This window comes from Paracoccus sp. FO-3 (assembly GCF_006386455.1).
GTDB lineage: Bacteria > Pseudomonadota > Alphaproteobacteria > Rhodobacterales > Rhodobacteraceae > Paracoccus > Paracoccus versutus.
The window spans coordinates 1-17446 of sequence record NZ_VCBQ01000033.1 but is presented as its reverse complement, the minus strand read 5'-3'; the positions used below and the strand labels follow the sequence as shown (position 1 = coordinate 17446).

General features: G+C 67.4%; 17 protein-coding genes, 2 tRNA genes, 1 pseudogene and 1 CRISPR repeat array. Of the genes and pseudogenes, 11 read left to right on the top strand and 9 right to left on the bottom strand.

Annotated features, from left to right (window positions below):
- The first annotated feature begins 1 nt into the window (after position 1).
- The 4 genes and pseudogenes from cas4 to FE811_RS11235 form a co-directional block, all read left to right on the top strand.
- Positions 2 to 634 carry a CRISPR-associated protein Cas4 gene (gene cas4, locus FE811_RS11250; RefSeq protein ID WP_140847644.1) on the top strand — a complete coding sequence of 211 codons (633 nt, stop codon included), beginning with the start codon at positions 2 to 4 and terminating at the stop codon, positions 632 to 634.
- A complete protein-coding gene (gene cas1c, locus FE811_RS11245) occupies positions 631 to 1665 on the top strand; it encodes a type I-C CRISPR-associated endonuclease Cas1c (RefSeq protein WP_140847641.1) in 1035 nt (344 codons plus the stop codon). Before cas4 ends, cas1c begins: the two co-directional genes overlap by 4 nt.
- Before the next feature lies 1 nt (position 1666).
- Positions 1667 to 1957 carry a CRISPR-associated endonuclease Cas2 gene (gene cas2 / locus FE811_RS11240; RefSeq protein WP_140847637.1) on the top strand — a complete coding sequence of 97 codons (291 nt, stop codon included), beginning with the start codon at positions 1667 to 1669 and terminating at the stop codon, positions 1955 to 1957.
- Between the two features lie 189 nt (positions 1958 to 2146).
- Positions 2147 to 5045: direct repeats of the CRISPR family, unit length 32 nt; unit sequence GTCGCCCCCTTCGCGGGGGCGTGGATCGAAAC.
- A 33-nt stretch (positions 5046 to 5078) separates the two neighbouring features.
- Positions 5079 to 5510 (top strand): annotated as a pseudogene (locus FE811_RS11235) (IS5 family transposase); the annotation flags it as partial.
- 17 nt (positions 5511 to 5527) lie between these two features.
- Here FE811_RS11235 and FE811_RS11230 read toward each other — a convergent pair.
- A complete protein-coding gene (locus FE811_RS11230) occupies positions 5528 to 6316 on the bottom strand; it encodes a helix-turn-helix domain-containing protein (RefSeq protein ID WP_116221993.1) in 789 nt (262 codons plus the stop codon).
- A gap of 126 nt (positions 6317 to 6442) precedes the next feature.
- Between FE811_RS11230 and FE811_RS11225 the strand changes: the two genes are divergently transcribed.
- Genes FE811_RS11225 through FE811_RS11215 form a run of 3 tightly spaced genes read left to right on the top strand, consistent with a single transcriptional unit; the run spans position 6443 to position 8046 of the window.
- Entirely contained in the window at positions 6443 to 6685 is a 243-nt protein-coding gene (locus FE811_RS11225) for a hypothetical protein (protein ID WP_244295165.1), read from the top strand.
- A gap of 25 nt (positions 6686 to 6710) precedes the next feature.
- The gene (locus tag FE811_RS11220; RefSeq protein WP_140847632.1) at positions 6711 to 6992 is read left to right on the top strand and encodes a hypothetical protein; all 282 of its coding nucleotides are present in this window, start codon (positions 6711 to 6713) and stop codon (positions 6990 to 6992) included.
- Positions 6979 to 8046 (top strand): tyrosine-type recombinase/integrase, encoded by a 1068-nt coding sequence (locus FE811_RS11215; protein ID WP_244295163.1) that lies wholly within the window; start codon positions 6979 to 6981, stop codon positions 8044 to 8046. The genes FE811_RS11220 and FE811_RS11215 overlap by 14 nt, the downstream gene beginning before the upstream one ends.
- 74 nt (positions 8047 to 8120) lie before the next feature.
- On the opposite strand, the gene FE811_RS11210 is transcribed toward FE811_RS11215, so the two are convergent.
- The 3 genes from FE811_RS11210 to FE811_RS11200 all read right to left on the bottom strand — a co-directional run bounded on the left by FE811_RS11210 (position 8121) and on the right by FE811_RS11200 (position 9907).
- Positions 8121 to 8194, bottom strand: a tRNA-Cys gene (locus FE811_RS11210).
- A 101-nt stretch (positions 8195 to 8295) separates the two neighbouring features.
- Complete coding sequence (locus FE811_RS11205; RefSeq protein ID WP_116222428.1) at positions 8296 to 9558, bottom strand: class I SAM-dependent methyltransferase; 1263 nt, start codon at positions 9556 to 9558, stop codon at positions 8296 to 8298.
- A 274-nt stretch (positions 9559 to 9832) separates the two neighbouring features.
- Positions 9833 to 9907 (bottom strand) — tRNA-Gly (locus FE811_RS11200).
- Positions 9908 to 10106: 199 nt separating this feature from the next.
- Here FE811_RS11200 and FE811_RS11195 point away from each other — a divergent pair.
- Together FE811_RS11195 and FE811_RS11190 are read left to right on the top strand one after the other, a co-directional pair.
- A complete protein-coding gene (locus tag FE811_RS11195; protein WP_116221990.1) occupies positions 10107 to 10727 on the top strand; it encodes a DUF5671 domain-containing protein in 621 nt (206 codons plus the stop codon).
- Positions 10720 to 11154 carry a hypothetical protein gene (locus tag FE811_RS11190; RefSeq protein ID WP_116221989.1) on the top strand — a complete coding sequence of 145 codons (435 nt, stop codon included), beginning with the start codon at positions 10720 to 10722 and terminating at the stop codon, positions 11152 to 11154. The genes FE811_RS11195 and FE811_RS11190 overlap by 8 nt, the downstream gene beginning before the upstream one ends.
- Here FE811_RS11190 and FE811_RS11185 read toward each other — a convergent pair.
- A complete protein-coding gene (locus tag FE811_RS11185) occupies positions 11151 to 11606 on the bottom strand; it encodes a GNAT family N-acetyltransferase (protein ID WP_116221988.1) in 456 nt (151 codons plus the stop codon). The two genes, FE811_RS11190 and FE811_RS11185, sit on opposite strands and share 4 nt — an antisense overlap.
- Before the next feature lie 58 nt (positions 11607 to 11664).
- Positions 11665 to 13014 carry a condensation domain-containing protein gene (locus FE811_RS11180; protein ID WP_116221987.1) on the bottom strand — a complete coding sequence of 450 codons (1350 nt, stop codon included), beginning with the start codon at positions 13012 to 13014 and terminating at the stop codon, positions 11665 to 11667.
- A 187-nt stretch (positions 13015 to 13201) separates the two neighbouring features.
- Here FE811_RS11180 and FE811_RS11175 point away from each other — a divergent pair, with 187 nt between their 5' ends.
- Together FE811_RS11175 and FE811_RS11170 are read left to right on the top strand one after the other, a co-directional pair.
- Positions 13202 to 14824 (top strand): (2,3-dihydroxybenzoyl)adenylate synthase, encoded by a 1623-nt coding sequence (locus FE811_RS11175; protein WP_116221986.1) that lies wholly within the window; start codon positions 13202 to 13204, stop codon positions 14822 to 14824.
- Positions 14825 to 14832: 8 nt separating this feature from the next.
- Entirely contained in the window at positions 14833 to 15078 is a 246-nt protein-coding gene (locus tag FE811_RS11170; RefSeq protein ID WP_036757053.1) for a phosphopantetheine-binding protein, read from the top strand.
- Here the strand turns inward: FE811_RS11170 and FE811_RS11165 are convergent.
- The 3 genes from FE811_RS11165 to FE811_RS11155 form a co-directional block, all read right to left on the bottom strand.
- A complete protein-coding gene (locus tag FE811_RS11165; protein ID WP_072461732.1) occupies positions 15075 to 15845 on the bottom strand; it encodes an SDR family oxidoreductase in 771 nt (256 codons plus the stop codon). The genes FE811_RS11170 and FE811_RS11165 overlap by 4 nt on opposite strands.
- The gene (locus FE811_RS11160; RefSeq protein ID WP_116221985.1) at positions 15836 to 16492 is read right to left on the bottom strand and encodes an isochorismatase family protein; all 657 of its coding nucleotides are present in this window, start codon (positions 16490 to 16492) and stop codon (positions 15836 to 15838) included. The genes FE811_RS11165 and FE811_RS11160 overlap by 10 nt, the downstream gene beginning before the upstream one ends.
- Positions 16492 to 17446 (bottom strand): isochorismate synthase MenF (locus tag FE811_RS11155; RefSeq protein ID WP_140847627.1); only part of this gene is annotated, 955 nt, incomplete at its 5' end. The genes FE811_RS11155 and FE811_RS11160, both read right to left, overlap by 1 nt.

The window sequence follows — 17446 nt, the reverse complement described above, 5'->3', positions numbered from 1 at the left end:
CATGGCCAGCGTCGAGGAACCCATTCCCCTCTCGGCGCTGCAACATGCGGTCTATTGCCTGCGCCAAGCCGCTCTGATCCATCTGGAGCGGCTTTGGGCCGAGAACCGCTTTACCGCCGAGGGCGATGTCCTGCACGCCGTCGCTGACAAGGGCGGCAGTCGCAAGGCGCGTGGCGTGCGGCGGGTGATGGCCTTGCCACTGGCGTGCCATCGATTGAACCTGACCGGCACCGCCGACCTGGTCGAGTTCCTCCCCGGTCCGGCTGGCGAGACCGCTTTCCCCATCGAATACAAGCGCGGCAAGCCCAAGATGCACCGCGCCGATGAGGTGCAGCTTTGCGCGCAGGCGCTCTGCCTCGAAGAGATGACCGGCCGCCCGGTGGCACAGGGTGCACTGTTCTACGGTCAGACCAAACGCCGGGTCACCGTGCCCTTCGATGCCGATCTGCGTGCGCTGACCGAAAGCACCGCTGCCGAACTGGCCGCAGTCCTGGCCAGTCGCCGCACGCCGCCCCCGACGCTGCATCGCAGCCGCTGCCGGGCCTGTTCGCTTTTGGATCTGTGCCGGCCCGAGGCGATACGCCGTCCCGTGCGGCAATGGCGCGATCGTATGCTGGCAAGGGCGCTGGAATGAAGAAGCTGCTGAACACCGTCTATGTCACGACCGAGGGGACCGCCCTGAAGAAGGATGGCGAGAACCTGGTGGCCGAAATCGAGGGGGCTGAAAAGGCGCGTGTACCCTTGCATATGCTGGCCTCGGTCGTCGCCTTCGGGCCGATCCTGCTGTCTCCGGCGCTGATCGGCATCTGTGCCGAGCGCGGCATCACGTTGGTGCTTCTGGATCGCGCCGGGCGGTTCCAGGCCCGGGTCGAGGGGCCGGTCGCGGGGAATGTTCTGCTACGGCGTGCACAATATCAGGCGGCCGACGACGCGACGGATGTGGTGCGCGGCATCGTCATGGGCAAGATCGCCAACCAGCGCGCGGTGATCCGGCGCGCGCTGCGCGATTACGGCGGCGAGATGACGACCGAGGCGCGTAATGGGCTCGAGCGGGCAACGGATCGCATGGCCATGATCCTGCGCCGCGTGCAGTTGTCCGACGATAGCGTGGATCTGTTGCGCGGCTCCGAAGGCGAGGCGGCGACGCTGTATTTCGGCGTCTTCGATCACCTGATCCGCTCACCCGATCCCGAGCTTCGCTGGACGGGCCGCTCGCGCCGCCCGCCGCTCGATCCGATGAATGCGGTACTGTCCTTTCTCTATACCCTGCTGACCCATGATTGCCGTTCGGCCTGCGAGGCGGTCGGGCTGGATCCCGCCGTTGGCTTCCTGCACCGCGACCGCCCCGGCCGGCCCAGCCTCGCGCTGGACCTGATGGAAGAGCTTCGCGCGCCCTTGGCGGATCGTCTGGCGCTGTCCCTGGTGAATCGCCGCCAGTTGCGCGCGGGGGACTTTCGCCGCATGGACGGCGGTGCGGTGCTGCTGACCGACGACGCTCGCCGCACCGTCCTGACCGCCTGGCAGGAGCGCAAGAAGGAAGAGCGCCAGCATCCCTTCCTACAGGAAAAGGCGCCGTTCGGCCTGGTGCCCTATCTTCAGGCGCAGATGCTGGCGCGTCATCTGCGCGGCGATCTGGACGCCTATCCGCCCTGGTTCTGGAGTTGAGATGCTTGTCCTGGTCACCTATGACGTGAATACGCTGGACACCGGCGGCAAGAAGCGTTTGCGTCAGGTTGCCCGAGCGTGCGAGGATTACGGCCAGCGGGTGCAATTGTCGGTCTTCGAGATCGAGGTGGACCCGGCGCAATGGACCCGGCTGAAGGCGCGCCTGGAAGGGATCATCCGCCCCGAGGTCGACAGCCTGCGCTATTACTACCTTGGTTCGAACTGGTCGCGCCGGGTCGAGCATGTCGGTGCAAAACCCGCGATGAATCTTAACGGCCCGCTGATTCTATAGTTTTCTTGTCCCTGCGAACATGAAGCGTGCCGACTTTTGCGCTGAGGTTCGCATCGGGGCGGCTTTTTTGAAATCGTTGGATTTTCTTTTCCTGTCCGTCATATCGGCTGACTTAGGACGAGCGCAACTGCCCCTTTCGCATTCGCAAGGAAGATTGCGGCATAACAACAGCGCGGTATAGGGAGGGTGGTCGCCCCCTTCGCGGGGGCGTGGATCGAAACCCCTCCCCCGGAGGACTCGCGATGAGTGACGATCGTCGCCCCCTTCGCGGGGGCGTGGATCGAAACGGATGCGATGCTGCTGTGCGGCGGCATCGTCGCTCGTCGCCCCCTTCGCGGGGGCGTGGATCGAAACACCGCCATGCCGCCGGGGGTCGTGACCTCGTCGAACGTCGCCCCCTTCGCGGGGGCGTGGATCGAAACTACAAAGCCCTCTGCTGACAACCAAGCCTTGACAGTCGCCCCCTTCGCGGGGGCGTGGATCGAAACGAGCGCTTCGCCGCCACAGCAGCCGGCGATGGGATGTCGCCCCCTTCGCGGGGGCGTGGATCGAAACTTGAGGCGCTCGGCGATGCGGTCGGCCTCGGGCCGTCGCCCCCTTCGCGGGGGCGTGGATCGAAACGAGGTGATCGGAACACTACCGACGCCGGAAAGCGTCGTCGCCCCCTTCGCGGGGGCGTGGATCGAAACGTGGGTTTCTCCACGATGGCATGCAGGACGCGCGTCGCCCCCTTCGCGGGGGCGTGGATCGAAACGGAAACTTGTCTGGGCGTCCAGCCCTCGGCCAAAAGTCGCCCCCTTCGCGGGGGCGTGGATCGAAACCCCCTGACTGTGACGATCACGCAGGGGGCCGCGCGTCGCCCCCTTCGCGGGGGCGTGGATCGAAACAAAATCATCAACATCATCCCCCATCGCTACCTCCCGTCGCCCCCTTCGCGGGGGCGTGGATCGAAACGCTGCCCATGACAAGCAGGTGCGGAGGCAACCAAGTCGCCCCCTTCGCGGGGGCGTGGATCGAAACGGCAACAAACTCGTTGACCACGCGAATAATAGTTGTCGCCCCCTTCGCGGGGGCGTGGATCGAAACACCCTCACGCCGACGCAGGCCTTGGTTGACAAGATCGTCGCCCCCTTCGCGGGGGCGTGGATCGAAACTTGCCCTGGCGACAAAGGCCAATGGCTGACCTGCGCGTCGCCCCCTTCGCGGGGGCGTGGATCGAAACCAGCTAGAGGACAAGACGTGGCCCGAGTTGGCGAAGTCGCCCCCTTCGCGGGGGCGTGGATCGAAACCCGCCGCCGGTAAGGCCGTTGCCAGCGGTCAGCGTCGTCGCCCCCTTCGCGGGGGCGTGGATCGAAACCCGACCAGGAACGGTTCCGAGGCCGAGCGCAGCACGTCGCCCCCTTCGCGGGGGCGTGGATCGAAACATCAAATCGTAGCTGTCCACGCCGGCCAGGGTCGTCGCCCCCTTCGCGGGGGCGTGGATCGAAACAAGGAGCAATTGGCCGCTGAGGTCAAGCTAGCAAGTCGCCCCCTTCGCGGGGGCGTGGATCGAAACTCGGTATCGACATAGCCGATGGGCGCGCCCTTGGTCGCCCCCTTCGCGGGGGCGTGGATCGAAACCCGATCCACCGCGGTCAGCGCCAAGGCTGTATCCAGACGTCGCCCCCTTCGCGGGGGCGTGGATCGAAACCGGTCGCAGCGCCGGATGCCTTTGCGCGCACCAGCGGTCGCCCCCTTCGCGGGGGCGTGGATCGAAACGATCCGGAGCGGCGCCGATCACCTCGCGCTTGCCGGTCGCCCCCTTCGCGGGGGCGTGGATCGAAACAGCCATTCCCGCACCATGTCGGCGCGCGCCACGTGTCGCCCCCTTCGCGGGGGCGTGGATCGAAACGGGGTCGATATAGGTGAAGTTTATGTCGAGGCCGTCGCCCCCTTCGCGGGGGCGTGGATCGAAACAGCAAGGCCAAGGGCGGCGCGCCCCGCGACCGCAAGTCGCCCCCTTCGCGGGGGCGTGGATCGAAACCCCATCGACAAAAGGTTCTCATCGTCCATCGCCCGTCGCCCCCTTCGCGGGGGCGTGGATCGAAACTGTCGGGGTGGGGGGCCGGGCGGACAGAGCGTGGCCGTCGCCCCCTTCGCGGGGGCGTGGATCGAAACGCGACGATTGGGATTACGGCAAGCGCAAGGGCGTGTCGCCCCCTTCGCGGGGGCGTGGATCGAAACATCCAGAACGCGGTGGCGTGATGGCACCCCGTGGCAGTCGCCCCCTTCGCGGGGGCGTGGATCGAAACCCTGCGGTGCCGGGCGTCTCGACACCCTCGGCCGGTCGCCCCCTTCGCGGGGGCGTGGATCGAAACAGTCCGTGATCGCCGCCCATCCCGACGCCGTGGTGTCGCCCCCTTCGCGGGGGTGTGGATCGAAACGCAGCATGGGCAGCGAGTCAGGTCGTCACTCATCGTCGCCCCCTTCGCGGGGGCGTGGATCGAAACCGCATCCTGTCGATCAACCCGGATCCCGAGAACGGTCGCCCCCTTCGCGGGGGCGTGGATCGAAACACGGGCGTCACCTCGGGCAGCGCGGCTTGGACGAGTCGCCCCCTTCGCGGGGGCGTGGATCGAAACACCTGCCGCGATCCAGCCGCGACGCGTGGCTTGCGTCGCCCCCTTCGCGGGGGGCGTGGATCGAAACAGTGGTTCTCCGACAATTGGCCGGATGCTGACCTCGTCGCCCCCTTCGCGGGGGCGTGGATCGAAACATGATCCTCACCGCTATGCGAACTGATCCATGCGGTCGCCCCCTTCGCGGGGGCGTGGATCGAAACGCGGCGCTGGTGCGCGTCCGGAAGGCATGCGGCCGGTCGCCCCCTTCGCGGGGGCGTGGATCGAAACCCGCAAGAGGATCGGCTCGTCCGTACCGACAGCAAGTCGCCCCCTTCGCGGGGGCGTGGATCGAAACCTTGCCCGCGCGTCATCAGCGACACGATGGACCCGTCGCCCCCTTCGCGGGGGCGTGGATCGAAACCAAGACGGCACCAGCGCCGCCCAATAGCGATTGGCGTCGCCCCCTTCGCGGGGGCGTGGATCGAAACACCGGCAAGAACGTCACCTTCGAGCCCTGTTCAAAAGGGGGGCGCGGACGGCTGATCGGGCGCACGAAGGGCGGGCTGAACTCGAAGCTGTATGTGGTGGCGGACGCGAAGGGCCGTCCGATCCGGATATTCCTGTCGGCGGGGCAGACCTCCGACTACATTGGCGCGCGGGCGCTGCTGTCCTCGATCCCCTCGGCCGGGGCGTTGCTTGCAGACCGAGGTTATGATGCCGACTGGTTCCGCAACGCGCTGATCGAGATGGGGATTTCACCGTGTATCCCGTCCCGCATCGGTCGCAAAGCCTCGGTCCCGCACGACACCGAACTCTACCGCCTGAGCCACAGGATTGAGAACATGTTCGCACGCCTCAAGGACTGGCGCCGTATTGCAACCCGCTACGACCGATGCCCCATTCTGTTCCTCTCCGCCTGCGCCCTGGCTGCGACCATCATATATTGGTTGTAAGTCCTGACTCTAAGCGATCAATTTTCAGGAGACCTTTTGGGTTTGGTGGATAACCATTCAGAATAGAGAGTGCGCTCGTCGCTTGTTAGCGTCGCCTCGATCTGGCAGCGCAGTTCTAAGTACCGGCGGTACTCTGCCATATCCTGAAACCTAGGAACCACATACATTGCTGGGCAGGGGAAGGGCGCAAAGCCATGATATTCTGGATCGTTGTCGCGGGCCCATTCCCATCCCGCGTCCTTGTAAAAGTCCGTATGCGTCGCGACTGTTTCCAGGATATCATTCTTGGTTAGCTCCGGATATGGATCGATTTCATAGTAACGCCGATATTCCCTATCAGATAATAATGCCTTGATGACATCGCGAAGCTCCTCCGGCGACAGGCAAGTATTCATACCATAGAGCTTGCCATCTGGTCGTTGGCAGAGGTCCCAGACAGTTTTCTGAAGGGCGTACACCTCATCCAGAATGGTAACATAGTCGAGAGACGGACTGCGCCCAGTCAGCAGATGAGCGGCGGCGATGCCAGTGTGATCAGCCAGCCGCTGAAGGGCGGGAGCGGGGACGTTCTGCACGCGTCCGCGTTCGTAGTTGTTGTAATTGCGGCCTGTTACCTTCATCAAATCGCCCATCTGGTCTTGAGTCAGTCCCAGGTTCAGCCGCACTTTTTTCAGCAGGTGGCCCAAAGGACGCGATGGCGGTTGCCATGGATGAACACCATGAGGGTCACCCACGGACAGATACGAATCATCCGGAGCCTCGTCGTCGTCGCAAAAATCAAAAGTTGAGCTCTCATCCTGTTTCATTGCGATCCGTTTCGGGCGTTTCGATGCAAAAAGGGAAAGATCTTTCCGGAAACTTAGCAAATATTTACAATATGTTGACTGGTCAGTCTGGCTATGGCTTCCATCCTACCAGAAAGGAGAATAGCCATGTCGAAAATTTTTGACCTGGGGCACACCCCCGAGGAATGGTCGGCCAAGCTTCGTCCACGCGGCGTTGAACTCTCACCGCGGACCCTGCGCTCGAAGGCGCGGGCGCATGGGCAGTACTTTGCAATCGGTCGCGCCATCTTCATCACTCCAGACCAGATGGACGAAATCCTGCTGCGCGAAGCAAAGCAACTCGCAGGTGCGGGCGATCCGCCCTCCGCTCCGCGCCCAAGTGTGCGATGAAAGGTATAAGCCGTGGAGGGGCTACATGTCAGCCTTACCGTCTCACTTCACCCAGATGATTGGCCTGATCCGTGCCGAGGATCTGGCCGAGGAATGGGGCTATGCCGGCGCGAATAGTGCCTTTCGCAATTTCTGCGCAAAGCTCGGCCTGCGGCATGTTCCAGGCCGTCCCGGATGGTTCGATCCCAAGCATGTTCGTCAGCGCCTCGATGCGGCCCAAGGTATGGATATCCTGACGCCGTCGCGGGGCTCAGATGGTGCCGCGTCGCTGGTGGCGCAACGGAGGGCGCGCAATGCTTCGATCTAACCGGCCGAAGGGCGTTCATTGCGTTCGGCGCGTCACCAAGGCGGGCGCGAAGTTTCATTTCTATGCTTGGCGCGGTGGGCCCAAGTTCTGGGAGGACAGCGCCCGCTTTCCGAGTGATCCGGCTTTCTTCGTGGCATTCGCCGAGGCAACCGCCCGCCCCAAGCCGGCGCATTACATGACCGAGCAAATGGTCGATGACTTTCTGTCGAGCGCAGAGATGCCCAAGGGCGAGCGCACCCGGCAGGATTATCGCCTCTGGGCGCTACGCTTCGCGGCGGCGTTCAAGGACGACCCTGCCGCGATGTTCGAGGAACCCGAGGCGCGCGGCGAGGTCAATGAATGGCGCAAGCAATGGGCGCATTCGCCGCGCCAGTACGACTATGCCGGAACCGTGGTGACGCGGATCCTCAATTGGGCCTGGAAGGACGCCGGCAAGATCCGGATGCACTACTGCGGCGACTTTCGGAAGGTCTATGAGGTGGATCGTTCGGAAATCGTGTGGACTCCGGCGCAGCGTGAAGCTGTTTGCGCCATCGCGCCGGAGTGGGTGCAGCGCATCCTTACTGCCGGCTGTGAAACCGGGCTGCGGCCGGCCGACCTGGTGCGCCTGCATCGCAACCAGATCGAGAAGACGCCGCAGGGGCGCCGCATCCGCATCAGGACGAACAAGCGCAAGCGCACCGCCACAATCCCCGTCACTCCGGCCATGGCCGCGTTGATCGACGCCACGCCGGCCGACCGCATGTTGATCCTGATCAGTGATCGCGGGCGGGCCATGACTGGGCGCCACGCCTCGGACAGCCTGCGCTACTGGCGGAACAAGGCGGGGCTGACACCCGAGGTTCTGGGGTATGATTTGCGGCTCCAGGATACGCGTGGGACCGCTGCTACACGTCTGCTGAATGCGGGGCTTGAACTGGCGCATATCGCCTCGCACATGGGCTGGTCGGTGCGTTACGCGGCAGCCGTAATCGAGCATTACGCTCGCGTCTCGCCGGATGAATCGGATGGCATTCTGGTCAAGCTTGCCCAAGCGAAAGGGGGCGCAAAGTGAACGAAACTGTAAACGCTACTGTAAACGCTGGAATGAGGGGAAAGCCCGATATGGCACAAGCTCTTGAAAATACTTGGAGGCGGGTACCGGAATCGAACCGGTCTTCACGGATTTGCAATCCGCTGCGTAACCTCTCCGCCAACCCGCCGGAGCCTTGCGTTTGCTAGGGTTTCCAAGGCGCGGGGTCAAGGGGGTTATTGCTGCGGCCGCCGCTTTCCCCCTTCGCCTGCGACCGGGTGACGGCCGGGATCAGCGATAGACATGGTCCCGGCGGAAGGGATAGGCGGATTGCGCCCCAGGCAGGTCCGGCGTCGCCAGCGCCGGGTCGGGATGGATCAGCAGGATCTGGTAAAGCGCCACCCAGCCCTGCTCGAAGGCCAGCGCGCAGCCTGCCAGATACAGCCGGTAGGCCTGCAACACCTCGGCCGCGCGATCGGGCGGCATCGAGCGCGCCAGCACTTGCTCGGCCTCGGGCAACTGCGCCTCCAGCGCGTCGGACCAGGCCCAGAGCGTGCGGGCGTAATGCGGGCGCAGGTTCTCGGTATCGACCATCTCCAGCCCGGATTGCGACAGGCTGCGGATGGCCTGGCTGACATGGACCAGCTCGCCGCCGGGAAAGATGTATTTCTCGATGAAATCGCCCAGGCCGCCGCCCACCATCGCGTCGTCCAAGCCCGAGGCGGCGATGCCGTGGTTCAGCGCCAGCCCGCCCGGCCGCAGCAGCCGGCGCAGCGTGTCGCAATAGGTGCCCATCCGGGCGCGGCCGACATGTTCGAACATGCCCACCGACGCCATCTTGTCGAAGGGCTGGTCGGGCACGAGGTCGCGATAGTCGCACAGCCGGATGCGCACCCGGTCGCCCAGGCCCTCCTCGGCGATGATCCGGCTGACATGGTCGAACTGGTTCTGCGACAGGGTGATGCCGGTGGCATCGACGCCGTAATGGCGCGCGGCATGCAGCAAGAGCCCGCCCCAGCCGGCGCCGATGTCGACGAAGCGCTCGCCGGGGCGCAGGTCCAGCTTGCGGCAGATCAGGTCCAGCTTGGCCTCTTGCGCCTGCGCCAGCGTCATCTGCGGCTCGGCGAAATAGGCGCAGGAATAGACCCGCCGCGGGTCGAGCCAGAGCGCATAGAACTCGTCCGAGACATCGTAATGCGCGCGGATCTGCCTTGCATCGCGGTCGCGGCTGTGGCGCAGCAGCGAATGCACGTGATAGAGCAGCCGCTGCCAGGGCTTGGGCTGGATCGGCTGGCCGTCGCTGGGCACCAGCGCCGCCACGATCCGCATCAGGTCGCGCATCGAGCCCTCGATCCGGGCGCGGCCGCGGACGATCTCGTCCCCCAGCCGGCCCAGCCGGGCCGAGGCCAGCGGCGCCAGCGCGCCCATGTCCTTGAAGGCGATGGTCACGCGCGCATCGGGCGGGCCCAGTTGCCGCCCCGAGGGCAGGCGGACCGCCAGCGGCACCGAGAGCTGTTGCAGTTTCCGTTCGATCAGAGCTTCCAGAGCCGGCATGATCACCTCACGCTTGGGCTGGCCGCGGTTCGGGGGATGCGTGGTTGCGAGGCGCGGCAGCTTGTTCCTGACGACTGTCCCGGACCTGGCTGCCGGGGCAACTCCGGTTGCCATACTAGCGCCGATTCGCCGAAAATGGCCAGAGGCAGGGTAAAGGGTCTGCCGCAGGTTGATCGCGCAGGGCCTTGGCCGGGCAAAGCTTTGGCCCGAAAAGCCGCCCGAAAAGCCGAAAGCGGCCCTAAGGCCGCTTTTCGCTGTTCCCGAAGGAAGATTTTGGAGCGGGCGATGAGATTCGAACTCACGACCCTAACCTTGGCAAGGTTATGCTCTACCCCTGAGCTACGCCCGCGCTCCGTCCCGATGGCGCTTCGCCTTCGGTGAGGCGTCATTTATGGGAGCGCGCCGGGGGGTGCAAGGGGAAAAATCGCGCCGCCGGGAAAATTTTCGCCGACGCGGCCCGGCGGGGAAAATTGCGCCCGGCTGCGGCCTTGGCGGGCTTGACCGCGCCGCCGGCTTGCCGAAACCTGCCGGCCAGACAGGGGGTGCCGATGAAACCGTCCGACCAGCTTTCCGAATATGTCCGCCGCGCCCTGGCACAGGGCGGCGAGCGCGAGGGCATCGCCCAGGCGCTGGCCCATGCCGGCTGGTCCGCGCCCGAGATCGACGAGGCGCTGGGGGGCTGGGAAACCGCGCCGGGCCTGCCGCCGGTGCCGCGGCCCCGCCCCTATGCCTCGGCGCAGGAGGCGCTGCTTTACGGCCTGCTGTTCCTGTCGCTGGGCATGATCGGCTGGCATGTCTGCGAATTGGGCATGGTGCTGATCGAGCGGCTGATCCCCGACCCGGCCGACAGCCGCTATTACGGACCGGGCAGCTCGACGCGCTGGTCCATCGCCTCGCTGATCGCCTTCGTGCCGCTGTTCGTGTTCCTCAACCGCAAGGTGTCGCGGATGAGCCTGGGCGACGGCGGCCGACGGCGGTCGCTGGTGCGCAAGTGGTTCGCCTCGGTGACTTTGCTGGTGGTGGCGCTGGTGTTCCTGGCGGACGGGATCTATGTCATCTACACGCTGCTCAACGGCGAGCTGACGGCGCGTTTCGCCGCCAAGGCGGCGCTGGTCGCCGGGGTCGCGGGACTGGTCTTTGCCTATTACCGGGACGAGCTGAATGATTAAGGGCTGGGCCACCATCGCCATCGCGCTGCTGGCCGCGGCGGCGGTCGTCGCCGGGCTGGCGCTGACCGGCGGCCCCGGCCATGCCCGCAAGGAGCGCCGCGACCGCGAGCGGGAAAGCGACCTGGCCAACCTGGCCCGGCTGGTGGTCTGCCTGGCGCGCGAGAACGGCGACCGCCTGCCCGAGACGCTGGCGACCACGCCGCAATGCGACTGGCAGGTGCGGCTGGCCGATCCCTTTACCGGCGCGCCCTATCGCTACGAGGTCACGGGGCCGCGCAGCTATCGGCTCTGCGCCGGGTTCGAACTGCCGCGGCCCCCGCGGTCCGGTCCTTGGGATCGCGATGCGGCGGGTTGCAGCACGCGCAGCTTCATCCCGACCGGGTCGCAGCGGCCGGGGGCCGAGGCGACGATTCCCTATCGCGACTAGGCCAGCGGCTTTTCCATATAGATGCGGTGCAGCCCGGCTTCGATCACCCGGCGGGTCTCGGCATAGCCGAGCCGGGCATAGATCGCCTGATTCTCGACCATGGCCACATGGGTGTAAAGCCGCAGCCGGGGCAGGCCAGCCGCGCAGGCACGGGTTTCGGCGAAATCCATCAGCCGCCGGCCAAGCCCCAGCCCCTGCGCGGCGGGCGAGACGGCGACATTCTCGACCAGCAGCGCATCGGGCTGAGGGATCAGCACGATCAGGCCCAGCATCGCGCCATCCCGTTCCAGCAGATGCGTCTGCCCGGCCGCGATGCGCGCGGCATGGTCGTCCAGCATCGGTCCCGGCTTGCGGCCGATGCGGGCGGTGTAATGCGCATAGGCGCTGTTCACCACTTCCTCGACCACGGCCAGGTCGCCGGCCGTGGCAAGGCGTATCACGTCGCTGTCCATCCCGTCCCCTCCTGTCCGGCGCAGGTTGCGCCGGGGGAAAGGGGCCGGCAAGGGCATGTCAGCCCGGCAGGTCCGACAGCGGGCGCGACAGGTTCTCGGGCGCCATCGCCGCGGCCAGGAAAAGCGGCAGGCCCCGGGCCAGCGCGGCAAAATCCTCGGGCGGAGTCAGGGTCGGGTCGGCCTCGACCAGTAGCTCCAGCCCGCGGGCCTCGCCATCGCCGCGGATGGTGATGTTGAACCCGTCGCCCGGCCCGTTCGACAGCACGTGCCGCGTCGTCTCGCAGCCGGCGAATCGCGCCTCGTCAAAGGGCAGCACGTTGATCAGCGGCGAGAAGAAGAAGCGGCTGCGCGGCTCCATGCCGTAATCCTCGGCGATCTGCTCGATGCGGTAGCGGCCATGGCGGCGCAGCTGGCGCAGCCGCCCGCCGAGCCGGGCCAGCGCCTCGCCCAGCGGCTCGCCCGGATGCAGCGTCACGTCCAGCGGCAGGATGTTCACCACCAGCGCCGGGACCGAGACGGCGACGCTGCCCATGCGGCTCATGTAGGGCAGCCAGACCGGCATCGCGATCCGGCCGCGATCGTCGCACAGATGCGCGGCCGAGCCGTCGCGCAGATGCAAGGCCGCCCAGGCCGCGCAGATCACGGTCAGCAGGTCCGGCCAGCCCATGCCCGCCGCCTGCGCCTGCCGCATCAGCGCCGGGCGCAGGGCGGCAAGGTCGTGGGCGGCGCAAAGCGCCTCGGCCGGATAGTCCTCGGACCCCTTGCGCAGCACGCGCGGGCGGGGTTCGGCCGCCAGCACCCCGGCCCAATGGCGCGCGTCGGCGGCATGGCGCGGGCTGGCGCGATAGTCGGTTTCCTCGTTCAGATAGGCGGCCAGCGGGCGCAGCGGCTGGCCGGGATCGGCGCCCTCGGCCAGCGCGGCGTAAAGCTGGGCGCAGCGGCGTTCGACCAGGCCCATGGCATAGCCGTCCAGCGCGATGTGATGGCCGCGGTTGAACCACAGGTAATGCCCCTCGGCCAGCCGGACCAGCCATTGCGCCGCGATGGGCTGCTCCAGCAGGTCCAGCGCCGCATCGACATCCGCCTGCATCAGCGCAAAGGCATGTGCGCGCGCATCCGTGCGGTCCGACAGGTCGATGCGGCGCAGCGCGGGCCGCTCAGCGGGATCGACCCGCTGCACCGGCCGGCCGTCGGCGCCAAGGCCGAAGCGCAGCGCCATGATGTCGGTTTCGGCGATGGTGGCCTTTATGGCGCGGGCCAGCGCCTCGGGATCGGCAAGGCCGCGCAATTCGATGGCATGGGCGACGGTCGAGACCGCCTCGCCGGGATGGAACCGGAACTCTTCCCAGAAATCCAGCTGGGCCAGCGTCAGGGGCAGCCACAACCCCTCGGCTTGATGATGCGTCATGAAATCCTTGTCCCTGTCGCAGGGTCTGGCATTCTGAACGAGAGAGGGCTGGCTTGGTTGCATCCGGCAAGGGACGCGGCTGGCTTGCTTCGAGAGAGAAAGCGGGATAAAAATACTCAACTATTGCCATCCGTCAAGGTGCCGCAAGCGCCTTGGGCGGCTCATTGCCGTAAAAGCAGGTATCCGCATGATTGAATTCAGCCCTTGGCCGCAAGACCTCGCCCGACGCTATCGCGAGGCCGGTTACTGGATCGACCAGCCGCTGACGCATATCCTGGACGCGCAGCTGGCCGCCAACCCCGAGGCCGAGGCGCTGGTCTGCGGTTCGCGCCGCTTCAGCTATGGCGACCTGGACCGGCTGTCGCGCAACCTGGCCGCGCGCCTGGCGCGGCAGGGGCTGGGCCATGGCGATACGGCGGTGGTGCAGTTGCCCAACGTGGCCGAGTTCTTCATCGCCTTCTTCGCGCTGTTGCGAATCGGGGTGGCGCCGGTGAACGCGCTCTACAGCCATCGCCGGCTGGAGCTGACCGAATATGTCCGCCAGATCGCGCCGCGGGTGGTCATCGCCGCGCGCGACCACGAACTGTTCCGCGACGACGCCTTTGCCGACGCGCTGCGCGCCGGCGGCGTCGCGCATCTGCTGCTTCTGGGCGAGGACGATCCCGCCCGCAGCCTGGCCCATTGGCTGACACCGGACGGCGACCTGCCCGAGGGCGCCGGGCCGACGCCTGCCGACCAGGTCGCCTTCTTCCAGCTGTCGGGCGGCAGCACCGGCACGCCCAAGCTGATCCCGCGCACGCATAACGATTACGACTACAGCATCCGCGCCAGCGTCCAGATCAGCGGCGTGACCTCGGCCACGCGCTTCCTGTGCGCCCTGCCGGCGGGGCACAACTTCACCATGAGTTCGCCCGGCACGCTGGGGGTGTTCCATGCCGGCGGCACCGTGGTCATGGCCCCCAGCCCCGAGCCCCTGGGCTGTTTCCAGATCGTCGCGCGCGAGCGGATCACCATGGCGCCGCTGGTGCCGCCCGCCGTGGCCCTGTGGCTGCGCGCAGTCGAAGAAGATCCCGCCCGCCGCGCCATGCTGGACAGCCTGGAGCTGATGCTGGTCGGCGGCGCCAGCTTTGCCGAGGCGACCGCGCGGCGCGTGCCGGAACTGCTGGGCTGCCGCTTGCAACAGGTCTTCGGCATGGCCGAGGGGCTGGTGAACTATACCCGGCTGGACGATCCCCCCGAGGTGGTCTTCACCACCCAGGGCCGGCCGATCAGCCCCGACGACGAGGTGCGCATCATCGACGAGGACGGCAACGACGTTCCCGACAGCACGCCCGGCGCGCTGGCGACGCGCGGCCCCTATACCTTCCGCGGCTATTACCGCAGCCCGGAACACAATGCGAAAGCCTTCGACGCCGAGGGGTTCTATTACTCGGGCGACGTGGTGGTGCGGCAGGGCGGCAACCTGCGCGTCGTGGGCCGCATCAAGGACCAGATCAACCGGGGCGGCGAAAAGATCGCCGCCGAGGAGATCGAGAACCTGCTGGTGCGCCATCCCGACATCACCCATGCCGCGCTGGTCGCCGCGCCGGACGCCCATCTGGGCGAGAAAAGCTGCGCCTTCCTGGTGCTGCGCGAGGGGGCGGGCAAGCTTTCGCCGCCGGCGCTGCGCCGGCACCTGCTGGAACTGGGCGTGGCCGAATACAAGCTGCCCGACCGCTTCCGCTTCGTGCCCGAACTGCCCTTGACGGCGGTGGGCAAGATCGACAAGCGCCGCCTGCGCGACAGCCTCGTGGCCGAAACCGCCGCCTGAAAGGACGAATGATGGATATTGCCGAAAAGACCGATCTCAGCCCCGAATGGCTGGCCGCCCGCGTGCGGAAGATGATCGAGGACGATTGCGAGATCGAGCCCGCCGAGAACCTCGTCCTCTACGGGCTCGACTCGATCGCGGTGATGACCTTTTCGTCCGAGCTGAAGCAGATGGGCGTCGAGGCCAGTTTCGAGGAACTGGCCCGCGAGCCGACGCTGGACAATTGGTGGGCGCTGATCGCGTCCCGGATCTAGGCGCGCAGCGTCGCGCCGCCGTCGACGTAAAGGTCGGCCATGGTGACATGGCCCGCCTGGTCGGACAACATGAACATCACCGCGCCGGCGATGTCCTCGGGCGTCGCCAGCTTCTTCAGCGGGATGCCGGTGCGATAGGCGTCCAGGCTGCCCTCGATCACCGCGCGCTCGCCGGCGCCGCCGTCCTCGGTCCACATGCCGGTCTGCATCGGCGTCAGGGTCGAGCCGGGGGCGACGATGTTGCAGCGCACGCCCTGCGCGGCAAGCTCCAGCCCCAGGCAGCGCACCAGCATGGTCGCCGCCGCCTTGGAGGCGGCATAGGCGCCCATGTTCAGCCGCGGAATCCCCGCCGCGTTCGAACTGACCGCGACGATGGCGCCGCCTGCGTTCCGCACCATGGCGCGGCCGAAAGCGCGGGTGACGTTGAAGGTGCCGCGGGCGTTGACGCCGATCACCCGCTCCCATTCCTCGGGCGCGAGGTCCAGCAGCGGCCCGATGGCCAGCACGCCGGCCGTATGGACGCCAAGGCCCAGCGGGCCATGCATCGCCTCGACCTCGGCCACCAGCGCCTCGACGGCATCGCCGTCGCGCACGTCCAGCACCCGGTTCTCGGCCCCCGCGACGGGGTTGCCGGCCAGCGCGGATTCGGTGTCGGTGGCGACGACCCTGGCCCCCGCCTCCAGCAGCGCGGCGACCACGGCGCGGCCGATGCCGCCCGCCGCGCCGGTGACGATGGCGGTCCGGTCGCGGAATCCGGTCAGGCGCATGATTTCATCTCCTGCCCGCCAAGCGCCGCCAGCGCCTGCCGGGTGGACAGGGCCACGCCGCAGGTGGCGGCGATCCAGCCCATGGCCATGTCCTGCTTCTCGCGCGAGAAATCGGCCTGCGCATCGGCCACGGCAAAGGCCTCGATGTCGCGCTGGAACGCCTCGACGGCAGTGGCGAGGCAGCCGATATGGGCATAGACGCCGCAGATCATCAGCTGGTCGCGGCCGCGCGCCCGCATCAGATGCTCGAGGTTCGAGCGCTGGAAGGCGCTGTAGCGATGCTTCAGCAGCACGATGTCGCCCGTCGCCGGGGCCAGCTCGGGCAGGATCTCCTCGTGCTCGGGGATGGCGCTCATCCCCGGCCCCCACAGGTCGGCCTGAAGCCCGCGATCCGGGCGGAACTGGTCGCCCTTCTGCGCGGTGTAAAAGACCGGAACGCCCGCCGCCCGCGCCGCGCCGATCAGCCGCGCGATGTTGCCGACCACCGGCGCCAGGGGCGCGCCCTCGGGATAGATGCGGCAGAAATAGCGCTGCATGTCGTGGACCAGCAGCGCCAGCCGGTCGCGGCGGGGCTGCCAGGGGCCCCGCGCCTTGGGCAGCTCAGCCTCGGTCGGGGGGACATAGGGGGCGATGCCGGGCAGGGCCATCAGGTCTCTCCGTTGCAGGGCACGCCCTGCAGGGCCGCATCCTGCGGCAAGCCAAGGGCGGCCAGAAGCGCGCCGAACTTGGCGCCGGTCTCGGCGGTCTCGGCCATCGGGTCCGAGCCGGGGACGATCCCCGCGCCCGCGTATAGCCGCGCCCGCCGGCCGCTGATCTCGGCGCAGCGGATGGCGACATGCCAGGCGCCGTCCCCGCTTGCGTCGCACCAGCCGACCGCGCCGGCATAGAAATCCCGCGCCACGGGTTCAAGGGCCTTGATGAAGCCGGCCGCCCGCGCCATCGGCACGCCGCAGACCGCCGGCGTCGGATGCAGCGCCGAGGCCAGCACGACCGAGGGCGTGTCCTCGTCCTTCAGCCGCCCCTCGATCCGGGTGCCCAGGTGCCACATGCTGCGGGTCGAGGTGATGCAGGTGCCCTCGGGGCAGCCCAGCTCGCGGCAATAGGGGGCCAGGATGTCCAGGATCGACTCGACCACCAGCGCATGTTCGCGGTGGTCCTTGGCCGAGCCGGACAGGGCCTGGGCGGCGGCGCGGTCGGCGGCCGCATCGGCCAGCCGCCGGGCCGAGCCCGCCAGCGGATGCGAGGCGATGCGCCGGCCGCGCTTCTCGACCAGCAGCTCGGGCGTGGCGCCGCAAAGCGCGCGGCCCTGCGGATGCTCGGGCCCGGCGGGCAGCGCCACGCGAAAAGCGGTCACGCTGCGGTCGGCATGCAGCCGCGCCATCAGCGCCTCGACCGGGATCGGCGCGGTGGATTCGACCAGCAGCGTGCGGGCCAGCACGATCTTTTCCAGCGCGTCGCGGCTGCCGGCCTCCTCGGCCATGATGCCAAGCGCGCGGGCGACGGCGCCGGCATAGTCCCGCGCGGCAGGCTCGGCCGTCAGGCGCCAGTCCGGCAGCGGCAGGCCCTGCGGCGCGGCGCCGCCGGACGCGGGCGCATCGCTG

Bases quoted from the DNA above. Each gene is read 5' to 3' on its own strand.
- FE811_RS11175 (WP_116221986.1), top strand. From the start codon at position 13,202: ATGATTGAATTCAGCCCTTGGCCGCAAGACCTCGCCCGACGCTATCGC.
- FE811_RS11195 (WP_116221990.1), top strand. From the start codon at position 10,107: ATGAAACCGTCCGACCAGCTTTCCGAATATGTCCGCCGCGCCCTGGCA.
- FE811_RS11180 (WP_116221987.1), bottom strand. From the start codon at position 13,014: ATGACGCATCATCAAGCCGAGGGGTTGTGGCTGCCCCTGACGCTGGCC.
- cas2 (WP_140847637.1), top strand. From the start codon at position 1,667: ATGCTTGTCCTGGTCACCTATGACGTGAATACGCTGGACACCGGCGGC.
- FE811_RS11170 (WP_036757053.1), top strand. From the start codon at position 14,833: ATGATGGATATTGCCGAAAAGACCGATCTCAGCCCCGAATGGCTGGCC.
- cas1c (WP_140847641.1), top strand. From the start codon at position 631: ATGAAGAAGCTGCTGAACACCGTCTATGTCACGACCGAGGGGACCGCC.
- FE811_RS11230 (WP_116221993.1), bottom strand. From the start codon at position 6,316: ATGAAACAGGATGAGAGCTCAACTTTTGATTTTTGCGACGACGACGAG.
- FE811_RS11185 (WP_116221988.1), bottom strand. From the start codon at position 11,606: ATGGACAGCGACGTGATACGCCTTGCCACGGCCGGCGACCTGGCCGTG.
- FE811_RS11220 (WP_140847632.1), top strand. From the start codon at position 6,711: ATGTCAGCCTTACCGTCTCACTTCACCCAGATGATTGGCCTGATCCGT.
- FE811_RS11205 (WP_116222428.1), bottom strand. From the start codon at position 9,558: ATGCCGGCTCTGGAAGCTCTGATCGAACGGAAACTGCAACAGCTCTCG.
- FE811_RS11215 (WP_244295163.1), top strand. From the start codon at position 6,979: ATGCTTCGATCTAACCGGCCGAAGGGCGTTCATTGCGTTCGGCGCGTC.
- FE811_RS11225 (WP_244295165.1), top strand. From the start codon at position 6,443: ATGTCGAAAATTTTTGACCTGGGGCACACCCCCGAGGAATGGTCGGCC.
- cas4 (WP_140847644.1), top strand. From the start codon at position 2: ATGGCCAGCGTCGAGGAACCCATTCCCCTCTCGGCGCTGCAACATGCG.
- FE811_RS11190 (WP_116221989.1), top strand. From the start codon at position 10,720: ATGATTAAGGGCTGGGCCACCATCGCCATCGCGCTGCTGGCCGCGGCG.
- FE811_RS11165 (WP_072461732.1), bottom strand. From the start codon at position 15,845: ATGCGCCTGACCGGATTCCGCGACCGGACCGCCATCGTCACCGGCGCG.
- FE811_RS11160 (WP_116221985.1), bottom strand. From the start codon at position 16,492: ATGGCCCTGCCCGGCATCGCCCCCTATGTCCCCCCGACCGAGGCTGAG.